Here is a 14543-nt window from a genome sequence, read left to right as displayed (position 1 = left end):
GCGTTCGGGCGGGCTATCCGTTTCAATTCCCCATCCGATGGAATGGGGGATTTACACTACTATCCCTAACGCAAACAGTTTATAATTAGCAATCTTCCTTAAAAAATGAAGCCACAACTTTCCAATGCTACCTTATATCTAATGAGTGTTTCGGCCGGACTAGTAGTAGCCAATCTTTATTACAACCAGCCGTTGTTACATCAAATTTCCGAATCTTTTGGGATATCGGATTCTGCGGTCAGCAACGTGGCACTCGCTACGCAATTGGGTTACGCATTTGGGTTGCTTTTTATTATTCCATTGGGAGATATGGTGTCCAATAAAAAAATATTACAGTATGATTTTCTGTTAATGATCATCTCCCTGTTGGCGGCTGCAGTGTCTAACTCCCTTTTTTTGCTGATCACAAGTAGTTTTTTTATAGGGCTTACCTCTACGCTCCCACAATTATTTGTGCCCATGGCAGCAGAACTCAGTGATGATAATGGGCGGGGACGTGCTATTGGAATCGTAATGAGCGGACTTTTAATCGGTATTTTAGGGAGTAGGGTAATCAGCGGCTTGGTAGGTGAACAATTTGGATGGCGGGTAATGTATTATGTGGCAGCGGGAATGATGCTATTACTTTTTATACTGCTCAGGTTTAAATTACCTAAAATAACTCCCAAATACCAAGGAAATTATGTGGACCTTATTAAATCGCTCTGGTTTTATTTTAAGACGGAACCTTCCTTAAGGTTGGCAGCTCTTAGAGGAGCATTGGGTTTTGCAGGCTTAAGTGCGTTCTGGACAACCTTGGTATTCCTTATGGAAGATTCCTTTGGTTACGGAAGTGGGGTTACGGGAACCTTTGGTCTGGTAGGTATAGTTGGTGCGCTTGCGGCGACTGTGGTAGGGAAAATGAGCAATAGGGTAAGCGGGAACAAGATCATTTTTTTTTCAAGTATTTTACTGATTATCTCTTGGGGGATTTTCCTGTTTTCTACCTATTCCCTTGTAGGGTTGATTATAGGGGTTATATTGGTAGACCTTGGATTGCAAGCCTTGCATATAATCAATCAAAATATTATCTTTTCTAAGAATCCAGAGGCCCGAAACCGTGTAAATACCGTCTATATGGTGGCATTTTTTATGGGCGGTGCACTGGGTACCACACTGGGGGCAATGGCATGGGAGTATTATGGATGGATAGGTGTTTCTGCTCTGGGAGGGGTATTCTCTATTGGTGTTTTAGCGGTGCATGTTTTTGCAAAACACAAAACGCCTTAGACAAGGGTTGGTGAGTAATGTAACATGTTTCCCCTTATAGGAAGGTAATTGGACTCCCATAGATAGGTTTTTGCTAAAGGCCTCACCGGCGGAATCGTATAATCTCCCCGGTTAAATCTGGAGGCAATTCATAGATAATTGAAGAGATTAAATTGCCAGAGGCCTAAGACTGTGGGCCTATTGGCAGAAGGATATAGTAGGTTTTAGCCTAACCATTGGAGCAGTGCAAAATTGGACTTATTTACGAAGTCCCAAGGTTAATTAAACACTAACACAATAATTAAACGCAATTAAACATGGATATATCTCAGGAATCACTTTCGAATAGCGATCTTAAACATCTGGCACATTGCTTAGCTTTAGCGGAAGAAGCAGTAAAGGCGGGGGACGAACCCTTTGGGTCCATTTTGGTGAACCAAAATAATGAGGTAATTGCAACGGCACGAAATAGGGTGAACCAATTAAACAATCTGGCACATCCCGAAATAGAACTTGCCCATTGGGCAGCAGACCATTTGTCCCCCGAAGAACGTAAAACAACCACCATGTACACTAGTGGGGAACATTGTCCAATGTGTTCCGCCGCCCACGGATGGGTAGGCTTGGGGGGAATTGTATACTTGAGTTCCGCAAAACAATTAAGGGAATGGTTGCAGGAAATAGATGTGCCTGCTGCTCCTATTCACTTCTATCCAATACAGGATATTGTGCCAAATATTCAAGTAAAAGGTCCGGGAAGTGGGGAGCTCTTGCAAGGCATCAAAGCGCTGCACAGAAAGTTCCATACCAAGCATTCCAAAACAAATAAAGGTTAATTGCAAATAGGATGTTTCTAATGACTAGGGGAAGGTAAAGGCGGCATTCCTGAAAGAAGAAACGGAAAATAGACCTGTTGGGTTATCCAAAGTTCGATAGGTCTATTTGCCTATTGTTTTTACTGTAAAATATAGAATGTTCACAGCAAAGGAAGTTTTTTTTACAGCTATTAATTACAACGACTGCAATTGGACTCGCCTACCAATTTGCCTTCATGGTTCAAGTTAAACTTACAGCACTCTTTAAAGTTCATAATCAGAATGGCTTTAGCGCGTCTTACTCTTGCCTTAACATTGGCCAAACTGATGCCAATTTCGGAGGCTGCTTCTTTTTGTTTCATTCCATTTATATAGACCAATGTCATTACCGTTCTATATTCCTGAGGAAGGTCAGTTATAAAGTGATCAAAACAGCAAAAATCTGAATAATTTTCAGTTTGGATGATAGGTGCGGAATTAAAGTCCTCTACTTTTTTAGTCGAGTTGTTAAAGTGATTGTAAATTTCATTCCTGACAATCTGAAATGCCCAAGCCTTTACTTTTTCCTGATTTTTTAATTGATCAATATTTTGATGAATCTTTAAAAAGGAATTTTGCATTATTTCATTAGTCGCATCTCGATCTTGTACTTTTTTTAGTATAAAAAAGTACATTTGACCGTTAAACTTGTTCCATATCGTGACAGTGTCCATTTTCGCTTTTAGAATGTTTAAGGTCGACCCAAAGGCCAACCTTTTTTCTTAACAACAATCGCACTTGTTGCATTCGCATTTGTCACAAGGGCAGTTGTTTTTTAAACAGTTCCCACAATTGCACTTGGTACAATCACAATCGGTGCATTTACAATTATTCATAGCCTTACTTTTTTAAGTTCTATATGGAGACTATTAATCTTATAATAAGATACAAAATTTCTACATTATTTTTTCTGACCCGGATATGTTAGCCTTGAAAGGTCCATGCAATAAACCGACTCTTTTTATTGCCTTGGTCCATTTGGATCACCTTAACTGTAGAAGGTAGGGTTTTATTAACGGCTCTTTTAATATCTTTTAAGTTTTCTTTTTGGGATATTAAAGAGGTAAACCAATGTATTTGATCCTTAAATTGAACACTTTCTACTGCCATTTTTTTTATAAATGCTGTTTCTCCGCCCTTGTACCACAATTCGTTGGAGAGTCCGCCGAAATTTTGAGAATCAGCTTCTGTAAGTCCAAGGTTATGGACCTTGCGCTTATTTTTCTGTTGCGCATCTGAACTATTTTTAAAGAAGGGAGGGTTACAGACCACCACATCAAAAGCATCATTTGAGAGTACAATATGCTCCAATATACTATTCTTGAAGGGTTGATGGCGTAATGTTATTTTTTTCAAAACCTCGTTTTTCCTTATGAGCTGTTGGGCATTTTTTAGAGAATCCAAATCTACCTCGCTCCCAGTACATTCCCAATCAAAATGACGGCATGCTAAAATGGGATAGATTAAGTTGGCTCCGGTACCGATGTCCAATAAATGAATATTTCTTTTGGGGATGAGGTCTGCTATGTGCAACAGATAATCTAACCTGCCTGGGATAGGGGGACAAAGATTTTTTTCCGGAATGTCCCAATAAGTAAGCCCGTAATGGAATTTTAATAAGGCGGTATTTAACGCCTTTACAGCTTCTTTGTCACCAAATTTTATAGTCTTGGTGCCATAATCGTTTACAAAAACAAAATCCCCCAGAATAGGATGATGTAAAATTAACCTTTCAAAATCATAATCTTTTATAAACGGATTTTTTGAATGCATGGATTGTATTACTTGTGACTAATAAAGATTGGTTAAGATAATTGGAGTTTCTATATTCCCCAATTCTTTAACCTGTTTATATATGACCAATTTCAATACCGTAATCCCTAGCTCTTTTATGTTGGGAAAATATAGTTAGTTAAGTCAATAAAAAGACCCATACATGTAGCCATTTCGTTGTTTTAAGACCACTGAATTAGGTTGAATACTGCTTCTCTGAATTCGACTTCAATGTTACAAAAAAATATAGGTTACCCATATTTTATTTCTCCTTTATTAACCTTTCCCATAATAGGAATTCTATTTAGGTAGGGACTACTGTAAAGCTCCTAGAAATTTTATAAAAAAAATGGATAGGAGCTGGAATTATAAGGTGGTTTAATCTGTATCAAATTGAAAGTCATGTAAAGAAATGCATCAGGTTTGATGAATAGGTGAATTTCACGGGGAATAGTTGGAAAATCACCCTATTATTAGTATACTATTCGCTTTAAAATTTTACCAAACTATTAAAAACAGTCTATGAACCGTATTACCTACAACTTATCTGAGGCCATTTATCTTCCTACGTCTTCTAGGTATAAGGATTCCACTAGAGGTTATCAGAAGTTCATTCCCCTAAATCACCGCGATACCTAGATTTCACACTTTAAATTGTTTTTCAGTCCTTTCTATTCGCTAATAAGAAGGGCATTACCTATTTCATTAAATTGATAAAGATATATGTCAGTAAAAGTAACAAGAAAAGAAAAGTCTTCAAAATTTTTGGGATTGGTGGTCAACAAGACCGTCTTTTTTGGGGCCACTTTAATCCTTATAGCCAGTGTAGTGTTTACTTTAATTTTTGAGAAGGAGGCAGATTATTATTTTGGAATTGCGCAAAGTTATGTTTCCGCGCATGGGGGATGGATCTATACCTTATCGGCCAATCTGTTCATTATATTTTGCCTGTACATGGCTTTAGGTAAATTTGGAAATATCCGTATTGGGGGTAAAAGTGCCAAACCAGAATTTAGTGTCTGGGCTTGGTTTGCCATGTTGTTCAGTGCGGGGATAGGAAACGGATTGGTATTATTTAGTATCGCGGATCCGGTGCGCGATTTTTTAAACCCACCTCGATTAGCAGGGCAGGAACCGGCAATTATTGCTCAAGAAGCTATTAATTTCTCGTTTCTTCATCACGGAATTCACGGTTGGGCCATTTATTCGGTTGTGGGATTATCCTTGGCCTATTTTACCTTTAACCGAAAAATGCCACTTACCCTACGTTCTGCCTTCTATCCACTATTGGGAAATAGGATTTATGGATGGATGGGAGATGTAATCGATATAATGGCGGTTATCACCACCCTATTCGGATTGGCCACTACTATAGGCTTTGGAGTAGGACAGATCAACTCTGGGCTCACCCATGTTTTTGGTGTCCCAAGTTCCCTATTTTATCAAATACTCATTATTGTTGCGGTTACTCTTGCAGCCACCATATCGGCATTTAGTGGGGTAGATAAGGGGGTTCAAATGCTTAGTAAACTAAATGTTAGAGTCGCTTCAGCCATCTTTCTACTCGTCCTTATTTTGGGTCCAACGACCTTTATTTTAAAATCCTATATCCAAAATATAGGGAGTTATCTTACCAATTTTGTGGATATGGCCACTTGGACGGAAGCGCTAAGGGGAACCGATTGGCAGAAAACGAGAACCATTATGTATTGGGGATGGTGGATTTCCTGGTCGCCTTTCGTAGGTACGTTCATCGCTAGGATCTCTAAGGGAAGAACCATAAAAGAATTTATCCTTTGTGTGTTGATACTACCGGCTTTGGTCACATTCCTTTGGTTTAGTGCCTTCGGAGGGACTACTATGCGCGACATTCTTATGGGAGATACGGCAATGATCGCTGCGGTAAACGATAATATTTCGACCGCTTTATACGTGTTTTTTGAAAAATTTCCTTTCCACATGTTACTGAAGGTTTTGGGAGTAGTGTTGATCGGTAGTTTTATAATTACTTCGGCAGACTCGGGTGCCTTGGTCGTAGATAGCATTATTTCTGGCGGAAAACTGAAGACCCCTCGATTTCAACGGGTGATTTGGGCCATGGCTACCGGGGTCATAGCAGCAGTACTTATGTATGGCGGTGGACTAAATGCCCTGCAGACTGCGGTTACCATTTCTGGGCTCCCTTTTGCCATATTACTCATAATGATGTGCTTTTCGCTCTTTACCGGTATGAAGGAAGACCATGAAAAAGAGGAACGGGAACAAAAACTGCTGGAAAAGGAAACCTATAGGAAAAACATTCTTCAATTGGTAAATAAGGAACGTGAAGCACGAAACTTGGTTGCAACTGAACTAAAAGAAGAAAAATCAACATTAACCGATAATAAATAGGAAATGACGAAGAAGATACGATTGGATAATGAATTGAACCTTATAGTAGCCTTAGATTTAACCCGGATGGATCCTATTCTATTAAAGTATGTTAGTTTTTTAAGTACTATATGGAAGGTAAAACATCTCTACTTTGTCCATAATATAAAACAATCCAAACTGTACAACCTATACGAGGATTTTTTAAAGGACTGCATTACAATTGAAGATATAGTGGAGCGGGAGTTGGAGCGTTCTATAGAAGAAAACTATAATGGGAAATCATCCTACACCTTAATCATCACCACGGATGATTATACAGAGAGCATTCTGGGGCATTTGTCTAAGGAATATCGTATAGATGTTGTGATAACGGGAAATAAGGACGAGTTGCAAGGTACAGGAGCGGTACCCCAAAAATTGGTGCGCATGTTGAACGCGAATTTACTATTGGTACCTGAGGATGCCAAGCATCGGTTGCAAAAGGTGTTGGTTCCAATCGACTTCAGTTCCGATTCCGCAAAGGCATTTTCGGCCGCTGAAAGTTTGGTAACTGGTGATAATGGAGAAATCCAAGCCTTACATGTGTACAATATTCCCTCATTTTATTTTCCCTATATTGATACTGAAGAAGCGAAGGACAAAACGAAAGCGCATTTGCATTCTAGATTCCAACAATATCGCAAAAAATATCGTCTTCCGGAAAATATTAATTTTAAACATATAGATAGGGAAGATTTCTCTGTAGGAGAGGTCATAGAACAACAGGCGGAGAAGGGTGAATTTGATATTATTCTGCTATCCGCTAGGGGAGGGAACAATATTACTTCCCTTTTTATTGGCAGTATAACCAACGATCTATTGTTGAGGAATCGGAATATGCCCCTGCTGGTTGTGAAATAAGATGTAGTAGTAAGCCGGCCAATGTTTAGTGGTTTTACCAGAGGATGAACAGTTAACATAAGTTTATTGATTTTTTCAATTGAATATAAGCTGATTGAATATCTTTGCACTCCATTATTACACAAGCTTGTCTAATAGTGATAATCTCTATTTTTTCAGTATTATGGAACAATTTTTTTATGATAATTTCGGCGTAAGTGAGAATGTTTTAAACTACTTAATTATTCCTTTTTTAATATTTTTGGCGAGAATCGGGGATGTTTCAATTTCTACTATCCGAATCATTTTTGTGATGAGTGGAAAGAAAAATATTGCTCCCATTTTGGGTTTTTTCGAAGCCCTTATCTGGCTTTTGGCAATAGGGCAGATAATTGAAAATATAGATAACCCTATGTCCTATTTCGCCTATGCTGGTGGTTTTGCTGTTGGAACCTATGTAGGCATGTATATTGAGGAAAGACTTGCCTTAGGCCGTGTTGTGTTACGACTAATTACCAAGGAGCGGGTTCAGGAATTACTGACCTTTTTCAACGATAATGACTATCGTTATTCCATGTTGGATGCTGAAGGGAAAACAGGAAAAGTTAATGTGGTCTTTTTAGTCTTAAAAAGAGAGCATCTTAATCATTTGACTGATGCCATCAATAAATATCACCCTAATGCATTCTATACCATAGAGGGAGTGAAAATGGTAAACGAAGCCAATTTGTCCGAGGAAGGCCGAAGAGGTATCGGTTTAAGGTGGTTGCAGTTAAAACGGAAATAAGCTTTGGGGAGTGTATTGTGGGTTGGAATTGGGCATTGTTATCTATTTTAGAATTATTACCTAAAATTTCGGGAATGGTATCTAAATGTATTCCAATACCACACAATACCCATTTTGGGTTGTAAAAACGACAACACCTCTAGTGGTCAAAGCCAAATTATATCGCTATGCTTTACTATTGGAAAGGGGGGTGTCTAAAATGTTTTTAGTCTCATTCTCAATCTTCCTTAGAGTATTATAATTCACAGCCTTGTCTGGTAAAAAGTTCATATATTTTTTTTCGATCGCTACTAAAATTTCATTTTCCGACTTCCTTGCTGTAAGTATGGAATTTATAAATTTCCTGTTGATCTGAACCTTTATATTGTCGTCCGTTTTTTCCAGAACTTGTAGCTTTTCGAATGGAGTTTCTATCATTTGATTAATGCTAGTCCAATTCTCCTTATTGTTCTTAATTTTTAAAATATGTTTGGATTCAAGGAAATCCACCATACCCATGTCGTCATACTTCTCATAATCGAACAAATTCCAAAACACAATCCCGAAGGAGAGTACCAATCCTGAAATTACGGGATAAACCCAATTATGGAGGTCAAATCCGTTTATTAATACCCAAAAGGAAAGTCCGATAGGCAAGAGCACAATGGTCTTTCCAATTATTTTTAATATTTTATTTTTCATTCTTTATGCCCTTAATGCCTTCTCCTCTAAAGATTCAAAACTAAACTAAAAAACTTCATTTCATCAAAATAACAGGGCTTGGTATTCCATAACTTTACCAGGAAGTTAGTTCTTAGAATGCATTGTTTGGCTGATTACTGTGTTCTATGGTAGCATTAAACCCCTTAACTGCTCCCATCCCTAGGTTAAATGGCCCTAATTGATGCATAGTGGGTAATTTTGCACCACTATCCATTACTTGCCACCCTTCCCAACTAGCCTCTAATCCACCTAGGGGAATAATTTTAACCCACATCTTAAAACTTTGTGGAATCCCCTTGGGGTCCAACGTCCATAAATACGAATCCCCAGGGGTATCTCCTCCGCTGGTATAGGTAACCAATAAGCCCTGTGATCCATTCTCCAAAGGCACTAGACTTCGTTGTGTACCAGTATCAAATACTTTGTATGGGGCCACCAACCAAAAGGAATCGTTGTTAAATTTAGTATGGGCCATTTTTATAGTTTTTAACCTTTCCGTTCCATTAAGTACAATGCCGTTTTTAATGGCCTTGCTTTTTGGAATATCTTTTAAATGAAGGGTAACTTGATGGTTTTTCCAACTTACATTAACAATTTGTTGTTGTTTGTCCCACATATAGTTATGACCTCCGCTGGCAAAGGACCATTCCAAAAAACGAGTGTTTTTATAAGCCTCATAATCTAGGGCGGTTAGCATTTTGTTAGCGAGGACATCTGCCTCCATGTTTGGGGTGACTTGCGGGCGTGACTCATGTAAAACAGCAAAGAGTATTGCTGCTACAGCTATTAAAAGTAGCACAAAGCCAAGAAACACTTTTCCTATTTTTTTTATCATAGCCAAAATACCTTAAAATCCAACTGCGGTATCATCCCCACGGTGGTCGGCTCCTCCTTCAAAACGGCCATCGGGCAGTACCATAATGGCATCTACCTTTCCTATTATAGGTGTGCGCTCCTCATTTATGATATATCCCTTGCTTTTTAGTTCCGTCAATAGTTCTGGAGAGAAACCTTGGGGTTCAAAAACTACATTATCTGGCATCCATTGGTGGTGAAAACGTGGGGCATCAACCGCGGCTTGCATACTCATATTAAATTCATACCCGTTCAATATCGTCTGTGCCACGGCAGTAATTATAGTAGATCCGCCCGGGGTACCCACTACCATCCAAAGTTTTCCTTTCTTTTCCACAATGGTTGGGGTCATACTGCTCAACATCCTTTTTTCGGGCATAATGCTATTGGCCTCGGCACCAATTAATCCAAACATATTTGGTACTCCTGGTTTGGCACTAAAATCGTCCATTTCATTGTTTAGGAAAAATCCAAGTTCATCCGAAAAAAGTTTGGAACCATAACCAGCGTTAATGGTAGTGGTGGCAGACACTGCATTACCAAAAGAATCTACGATAGAATAATGGGTAGTCTCATCACTCTCCACAATGGACACTTCTCCATGGGAGACCTCAGATGATTTTGTAGCCTTATCAAAACTAAAAGCTGCCATTCTCTGTTGTAAATACGAATCGCTCAACAACTCGTTCATCGGGAGATCCACAAAATCTGGATCTCCCAAATAATAATTTCGATCAGCATAGGCCCGCCTTGCCGCCTCTGTAAACAATTGGATGGTTTTGGCCGAGTTATGGCCGAATTTGGAAACCTCATAGGGTTCCATCATCTTTAAAATCTGTTGTATGGTAAAGCCACCGCTACTGGGCGGACTCATAGAAATGATTGTCAAATCTTTATACGTAAATTTTAGGGGATTACGCCATTTGGCCTCATAGCGTGCCAAATCTTCCACAGTTACATATCCACCTTTACTTTGAATAAAAGCACTCAATTTTTCGGCCACTTCCCCCTTGTAAAATCCGTCTTTACCTTCTTTGGCAATTTTTTTTAGGGTATTGGACAAGGCCTTGTATTTTATGGTGTCCCCTTCCTTAAAGGTCTTTGCAAAAAAGGTACTATCGCCATTTACCGCTATAAATTGCTCCCTGTAAGCCTCCAATCGTTCTTCCTGTTTTTGGGTGACTATAACTCCTTTTTCCGCCAAGGCAATTACGGGTGCCAACAACTCGTTTAGGGGCAAGGTTCCAAATTTTTTGTGTACTGCTATTACACCGGCTACGGTTCCCGGAACTCCTACCGCTGTTGCTCCCAAAGTGCTTTTTCCCGGAACAACATTCCCTAAAGAATCCAAGTACATGTCCTTATGCGCAGATAAAGGGGCTTTCTCCCGATAGTCCAAGCCTCCAACTTCCCCGTCAGCCATTCTGTATACCATAAATCCGCCTCCGCCAATATTTCCTGCAAAGGGATAGGCTACGGCAAGGGCCAATTCTGTTGCTACCATGGCATCAAAAGCATTCCCACCTTTTTGAAGAATGTCCGATCCAATTTTGGAAGCTTCCTCGCGTGCCGATACCACCATGGCATTTTCTGTCACCAATCCTTTTGGGACAGGAGAAGGTATATTCTTGCAATTGATAAATAGGATTATTCCAAATAGGAAACCAATTAACCGAATCATAGACTATTATTTTGCTGAAAAGATAGTCATATTCTCTTAAAATATAAATTCTATTAGTAGAATTGGACTTAAATCAATTCGTAAAATATAACCGATAGGTTTTAGGGGAATACTATAAACTACTTGGAGGAAAATCAGAAAAAGGCAGCCTGTGAAATGACCGCCTTTTTAGATTAATCGGCATCGCGATGTTCAAAATTGCTTAAAGAAATATAATGCCTGTCATGTTTGGAATCAGCAAATATATTATAGGAAGTAGGATAATACGAAGAGTGCTCATATTTGTCCGGTAATGGAAAATCACTACTAAAGGAAGCCATGCTATTTAAAAACTCCAAAGTGTCCATTGGTTCTAGGAATAGTACCTTCCCGTTATAGGAACCATACAAAAGGATATTCTGGAATACATAGTTGGGATCTATGACCCCTGGGGCGGAAAAAATGGACAAGGGTAACCAGTGTTTTCCCATTAATGGTTCTGCAGTTCCAGCTCCTGGCGGGGTAACATATCCATCGGGTATATAACCAGGAGGTGGATAGGTGTTGAATAATAGATCTGTTTCTGGTGACCAGGAGGGGATTGCCTCCCTTTCTGCTACCGAAACCATGACAAAATGAACATCAAAATGAGGAACATCAAAAGCACCTGGTGGTTCATGGCCTTCTGGATTCCAATTAAAAAACACATGATCAAAAGGAGTGTTTTCCATTGCTTTCTTGTGAAGTGGCAGTACCAAAGAGGTATGGCCTGGTCCGGAAGGCAACCCTGTAAGGGATTTGGCACTCATTTCAACACCCAATTCTTCTGGGGTTCCATCTTTTGCAATCCTAATCCATGACCGTACATGGCCATTTCCCAAGGATATTTGGGGGCCATAGTAGGTATTCGTTTTGTTGGCTTTTAAAACAGCCTTACCATTGATGGGTTCCAGCGCATCTCCTACTGTAGATTCCTTACTACAGCCTAGACTCATTAAGAGCAGCATACTTCCCACTCCCATGAATTTCAAATGTTTAAATCTCATAGTTATTGTTTTTTAGATAAGATTGAAAGAAATAACGGCACACCATTGTTTGCACAATGTGAAAAGGACATAACAATGGGGGAATGTATTTTAAGGATAATATTAAAAATAAAGGGGAAGCTTACCTTCTAATTTAGGGAAAGGATACTAAAGGTACTTATTAATTATAGTAAAAAACAATATTTGGATAAAAAATATCATCGTTGTCAGTTGACAATGAATGGGTTGGAGTTCTCAATTTCAATGTTTTTGACATACTTAATCAAGTCGTTGAAAAATAAACTAAATTCTTCTTCAAAAATAGTATAATGCTCCTCTAGGTCCAAGATAGCAAAATTCATTTTGGATTTATTTTTGGTTCTTCTGTTTATGCCATGCAAAACCCTGGAAATCCCAGACATTTTGGAATAATTGTAAATCCAATTATCCGCAATCATATGGGGCATCATGCGTTTAACACCCATTGGAAGTATTTCATAATTTTCATCCAATAAAAGATAAAAATCATTTACATAACGTTTTAAGGGAACTTTAGAATACGTATCCCAATTTTTAGCCAGAAAATGATCGTAGAAAATATCTACGATTACCCCACTATAATGGCTATAATTTTGGTGTAGTCGTTTTGTGCTCTGTCTGACTATAGGATGTGAGTCGGTATAAGTATCTATGGCCCTGTGTAAATGTATACCAGTTTGAACCCTTTTAGGGAGGTAGTGATATTTATTACCGCGTATACTATCGGCTATAAAATTTCCAATAGTGAGCTCATTGTCCCCGAAGGATAGGTAAATATGTGCTAAAAAATTCATCTAGGCAAAAAAATGTTATGTAAGACGAATTTACAACATAGCGTCATACGAATTAAACCTAACCCGCTATATTTGTATAAACTTATAATCTAACAAATGACTTTAATTAAATCCATTTCAGGAATCCGGGGTACTATCGGAGGAAAACCAGGAGACAATTTAACACCTATAGATGCCGTAAAATTTGCTGCAGCATACGGAATATGGCTAAAAGAATATTCTAAAAAGAAAAAGCTTAAGGTGGTTATAGGAAGGGATGCTCGACTTTCGGGAGAAATGATCCAAAATTTGGTGGTATATACCTTGGTAGGTCTTGGAGTAGATGTGATAGACTTAGATCTTTCCACCACCCCTACGGTAGAAATTGCAGTTCCTTTGGAAAATGCCGATGGAGGGATAATCATCACCGCAAGCCATAATCCTAAGCAATGGAATGCTCTTAAACTATTGAATGAAAAAGGAGAGTTTTTGGATGCCGCACAAGGTGCCAAAATTTTGGAAATTGCCGATGAAGAGGCGTTTGAGTTTGCAGAAGTGGACGATTTGGGGGAAATAACCCGAAATGATTCCTATATAGATATACATATTGATGAAGTTTTAGAGCTGTCCTTAGTGGATGCAGATGTGATACGGGCCGCAAAATTTAAGGTTGTGGTAGATGGAGTAAACTCTACAGGTGGAATTGCCATTCCCAGACTCTTAAAAGAATTGGGGGTAGAGGTGGTAGAATTATATTGTGAGCCTACGGGACACTTTCCACATAACCCGGAACCATTAAAGGAACATTTGGGTGATATCAGTGCTCTTGTAGTAAAGGAAAAAGCAGATTTTGGAATTGTAGTGGATCCGGATGTGGACCGCTTGGCCTTTATAACCAATGAAGGTGAGATGTTCGGGGAAGAATATACCTTGGTTGCCTGTGCAGATTATGTTTTGGGGAAGACGAAAGGGAATACGGTTTCCAATTTATCGTCTAGCCGCGCTTTAAGGGATATCACCCAAAAACATGGTGGCACCTACGAAGCCTCTGCAGTTGGCGAAGTGAACGTTGTGACCTTAATGAAAAAAAACAACGCCATAATAGGAGGTGAAGGTAACGGAGGAATTATTTATCCTGAAAGTCATTATGGGCGCGATTCCCTAGTAGGAACCGCTTTGTTTTTAATGCTAATGGCAGAAAAAGGAGGTACGGTAGCCGACCTTAGGGCCAGCTATCCCAGTTACTTTATGAGTAAAAAGAAAATTGAACTGACTCCGGGATTGGATGTCGATGGCATCCTAACCGCTATGGCTGAAAAATACAAGAATGAGGAAATCTCTACTATAGATGGGGTTAAAATAGATTTTCCAGAGAATTGGGTGCATTTACGTAAATCCAATACCGAACCAATTATTAGAATATACACCGAAGCTAAGAGTCAGGCGGAAGCGGACTCCCTTGCCGATAGAATAATAGGCGAGATAAAAGAGGTGGCCGGACTATAATATATAGCTATATAGTAAAAGGTCTTGGGTCTTACCAGGACCTATTAATTTTAATACGTTTCCATAATT

General features: G+C 39.0%; 13 protein-coding genes. 6 read left to right on the top strand and 7 right to left on the bottom strand.

Annotated features, from left to right (window positions below):
• Nucleotides 1-105 precede the first annotated feature (105 nt).
• Together KCTC52924_RS18245 and KCTC52924_RS18240 are read left to right on the top strand one after the other, a co-directional pair.
• Complete coding sequence (locus KCTC52924_RS18245; protein ID WP_251807801.1) at nucleotides 106-1269, top strand: MFS transporter; 1164 nt, start codon at nucleotides 106-108, stop codon at nucleotides 1267-1269.
• Nucleotides 1270-1565: 296 nt separating this feature from the next.
• Entirely contained in the window at nucleotides 1566-2084 is a 519-nt protein-coding gene (locus KCTC52924_RS18240) for a nucleoside deaminase (protein ID WP_251807800.1), read from the top strand.
• 170 nt (nucleotides 2085-2254) lie between these two features.
• Here KCTC52924_RS18240 and KCTC52924_RS18235 read toward each other — a convergent pair whose 3' ends face one another.
• Together KCTC52924_RS18235 and rlmF are read right to left on the bottom strand one after the other, a co-directional pair.
• On the bottom strand, nucleotides 2255-2776 hold the full coding sequence (locus tag KCTC52924_RS18235) for a sigma-70 family RNA polymerase sigma factor (RefSeq protein ID WP_251807799.1): 522 nt from the start codon (nucleotides 2774-2776) through the stop codon (nucleotides 2255-2257).
• Between the two features lie 250 nt (nucleotides 2777-3026).
• Nucleotides 3027-3875: a 23S rRNA (adenine(1618)-N(6))-methyltransferase RlmF gene (gene rlmF, locus KCTC52924_RS18230; protein WP_251807798.1), complete on the bottom strand. Its 849-nt coding sequence runs from the start codon at nucleotides 3873-3875 to the stop codon at nucleotides 3027-3029.
• A 723-nt stretch (nucleotides 3876-4598) separates the two neighbouring features.
• Here rlmF and KCTC52924_RS18225 point away from each other — a divergent pair.
• The 3 genes from KCTC52924_RS18225 to KCTC52924_RS18215 all read left to right on the top strand — a co-directional run bounded on the left by KCTC52924_RS18225 (nucleotide 4599) and on the right by KCTC52924_RS18215 (nucleotide 7914).
• Nucleotides 4599-6266 (top strand): BCCT family transporter, encoded by a 1668-nt coding sequence (locus KCTC52924_RS18225; RefSeq protein ID WP_251807797.1) that lies wholly within the window; start codon nucleotides 4599-4601, stop codon nucleotides 6264-6266.
• Between the two features lie 3 nt (nucleotides 6267-6269).
• On the top strand, nucleotides 6270-7148 hold the full coding sequence (locus KCTC52924_RS18220; RefSeq protein WP_251807796.1) for a universal stress protein: 879 nt from the start codon (nucleotides 6270-6272) through the stop codon (nucleotides 7146-7148).
• 163 nt (nucleotides 7149-7311) lie between these two features.
• A complete protein-coding gene (locus KCTC52924_RS18215; protein WP_251807795.1) occupies nucleotides 7312-7914 on the top strand; it encodes a DUF2179 domain-containing protein in 603 nt (200 codons plus the stop codon).
• A gap of 165 nt (nucleotides 7915-8079) precedes the next feature.
• Here the strand turns inward: KCTC52924_RS18215 and KCTC52924_RS18210 are convergent, their stop codons facing one another.
• The 5 genes from KCTC52924_RS18210 to KCTC52924_RS18190 form a co-directional block, all read right to left on the bottom strand.
• Nucleotides 8080-8595 (bottom strand): cytochrome c biogenesis protein CcdA, encoded by a 516-nt coding sequence (locus KCTC52924_RS18210; protein WP_251807794.1) that lies wholly within the window; start codon nucleotides 8593-8595, stop codon nucleotides 8080-8082.
• 112 nt (nucleotides 8596-8707) lie between these two features.
• Nucleotides 8708-9451: a hypothetical protein gene (locus tag KCTC52924_RS18205; protein WP_251807793.1), complete on the bottom strand. Its 744-nt coding sequence runs from the start codon at nucleotides 9449-9451 to the stop codon at nucleotides 8708-8710.
• Nucleotides 9452-9463: 12 nt separating this feature from the next.
• Entirely contained in the window at nucleotides 9464-11152 is a 1689-nt protein-coding gene (gene ggt / locus KCTC52924_RS18200) for a gamma-glutamyltransferase (RefSeq protein WP_251807792.1), read from the bottom strand.
• Nucleotides 11153-11325: 173 nt separating this feature from the next.
• Nucleotides 11326-12177, bottom strand: a complete 852-nt coding sequence (locus tag KCTC52924_RS18195; protein ID WP_251807791.1) for a DUF5602 domain-containing protein — start codon at nucleotides 12175-12177, stop codon at nucleotides 11326-11328.
• Nucleotides 12178-12383: 206 nt separating this feature from the next.
• Nucleotides 12384-12989 carry an ACP phosphodiesterase gene (locus tag KCTC52924_RS18190; RefSeq protein ID WP_251807790.1) on the bottom strand — a complete coding sequence of 202 codons (606 nt, stop codon included), beginning with the start codon at nucleotides 12987-12989 and terminating at the stop codon, nucleotides 12384-12386.
• Nucleotides 12990-13085: 96 nt separating this feature from the next.
• Here KCTC52924_RS18190 and glmM point away from each other — a divergent pair, with 96 nt between their 5' ends.
• Complete coding sequence (gene glmM / locus KCTC52924_RS18185; RefSeq protein WP_251807789.1) at nucleotides 13086-14474, top strand: phosphoglucosamine mutase; 1389 nt, start codon at nucleotides 13086-13088, stop codon at nucleotides 14472-14474.
• Nucleotides 14475-14543: the final 69 nt, after the last annotated feature.

Origin of the sequence: Arenibacter antarcticus (genome assembly GCF_041320605.1) — a bacterium.
GTDB classification, from domain to species: Bacteria; Bacteroidota; Bacteroidia; order Flavobacteriales; family Flavobacteriaceae; genus Arenibacter; species Arenibacter antarcticus.
Note: the sequence above shows the minus strand (reverse complement) of the source record. Positions and strands in the feature narration are given on the sequence as shown.

What these genes read in the sequence shown, in the direction of transcription:
- glmM (WP_251807789.1), top strand. Translation starts at nt 13,086, where the DNA reads ATGACTTTAATTAAATCCATTTCAGGAATCCGGGGTACTATCGGAGGA.
- KCTC52924_RS18240 (WP_251807800.1), top strand. Translation starts at nt 1,566, where the DNA reads ATGGATATATCTCAGGAATCACTTTCGAATAGCGATCTTAAACATCTG.
- KCTC52924_RS18245 (WP_251807801.1), top strand. Translation starts at nt 106, where the DNA reads ATGAAGCCACAACTTTCCAATGCTACCTTATATCTAATGAGTGTTTCG.
- KCTC52924_RS18215 (WP_251807795.1), top strand. Translation starts at nt 7,312, where the DNA reads ATGGAACAATTTTTTTATGATAATTTCGGCGTAAGTGAGAATGTTTTA.
- KCTC52924_RS18210 (WP_251807794.1), bottom strand. Translation starts at nt 8,595, where the DNA reads ATGAAAAATAAAATATTAAAAATAATTGGAAAGACCATTGTGCTCTTG.
- KCTC52924_RS18190 (WP_251807790.1), bottom strand. Translation starts at nt 12,989, where the DNA reads ATGAATTTTTTAGCACATATTTACCTATCCTTCGGGGACAATGAGCTC.
- KCTC52924_RS18220 (WP_251807796.1), top strand. Translation starts at nt 6,270, where the DNA reads ATGACGAAGAAGATACGATTGGATAATGAATTGAACCTTATAGTAGCC.
- KCTC52924_RS18225 (WP_251807797.1), top strand. Translation starts at nt 4,599, where the DNA reads ATGTCAGTAAAAGTAACAAGAAAAGAAAAGTCTTCAAAATTTTTGGGA.
- ggt (WP_251807792.1), bottom strand. Translation starts at nt 11,152, where the DNA reads ATGATTCGGTTAATTGGTTTCCTATTTGGAATAATCCTATTTATCAAT.
- KCTC52924_RS18195 (WP_251807791.1), bottom strand. Translation starts at nt 12,177, where the DNA reads ATGAGATTTAAACATTTGAAATTCATGGGAGTGGGAAGTATGCTGCTC.
- rlmF (WP_251807798.1), bottom strand. Translation starts at nt 3,875, where the DNA reads ATGCATTCAAAAAATCCGTTTATAAAAGATTATGATTTTGAAAGGTTA.
- KCTC52924_RS18205 (WP_251807793.1), bottom strand. Translation starts at nt 9,451, where the DNA reads ATGATAAAAAAAATAGGAAAAGTGTTTCTTGGCTTTGTGCTACTTTTA.
- KCTC52924_RS18235 (WP_251807799.1), bottom strand. Translation starts at nt 2,776, where the DNA reads ATGGACACTGTCACGATATGGAACAAGTTTAACGGTCAAATGTACTTT.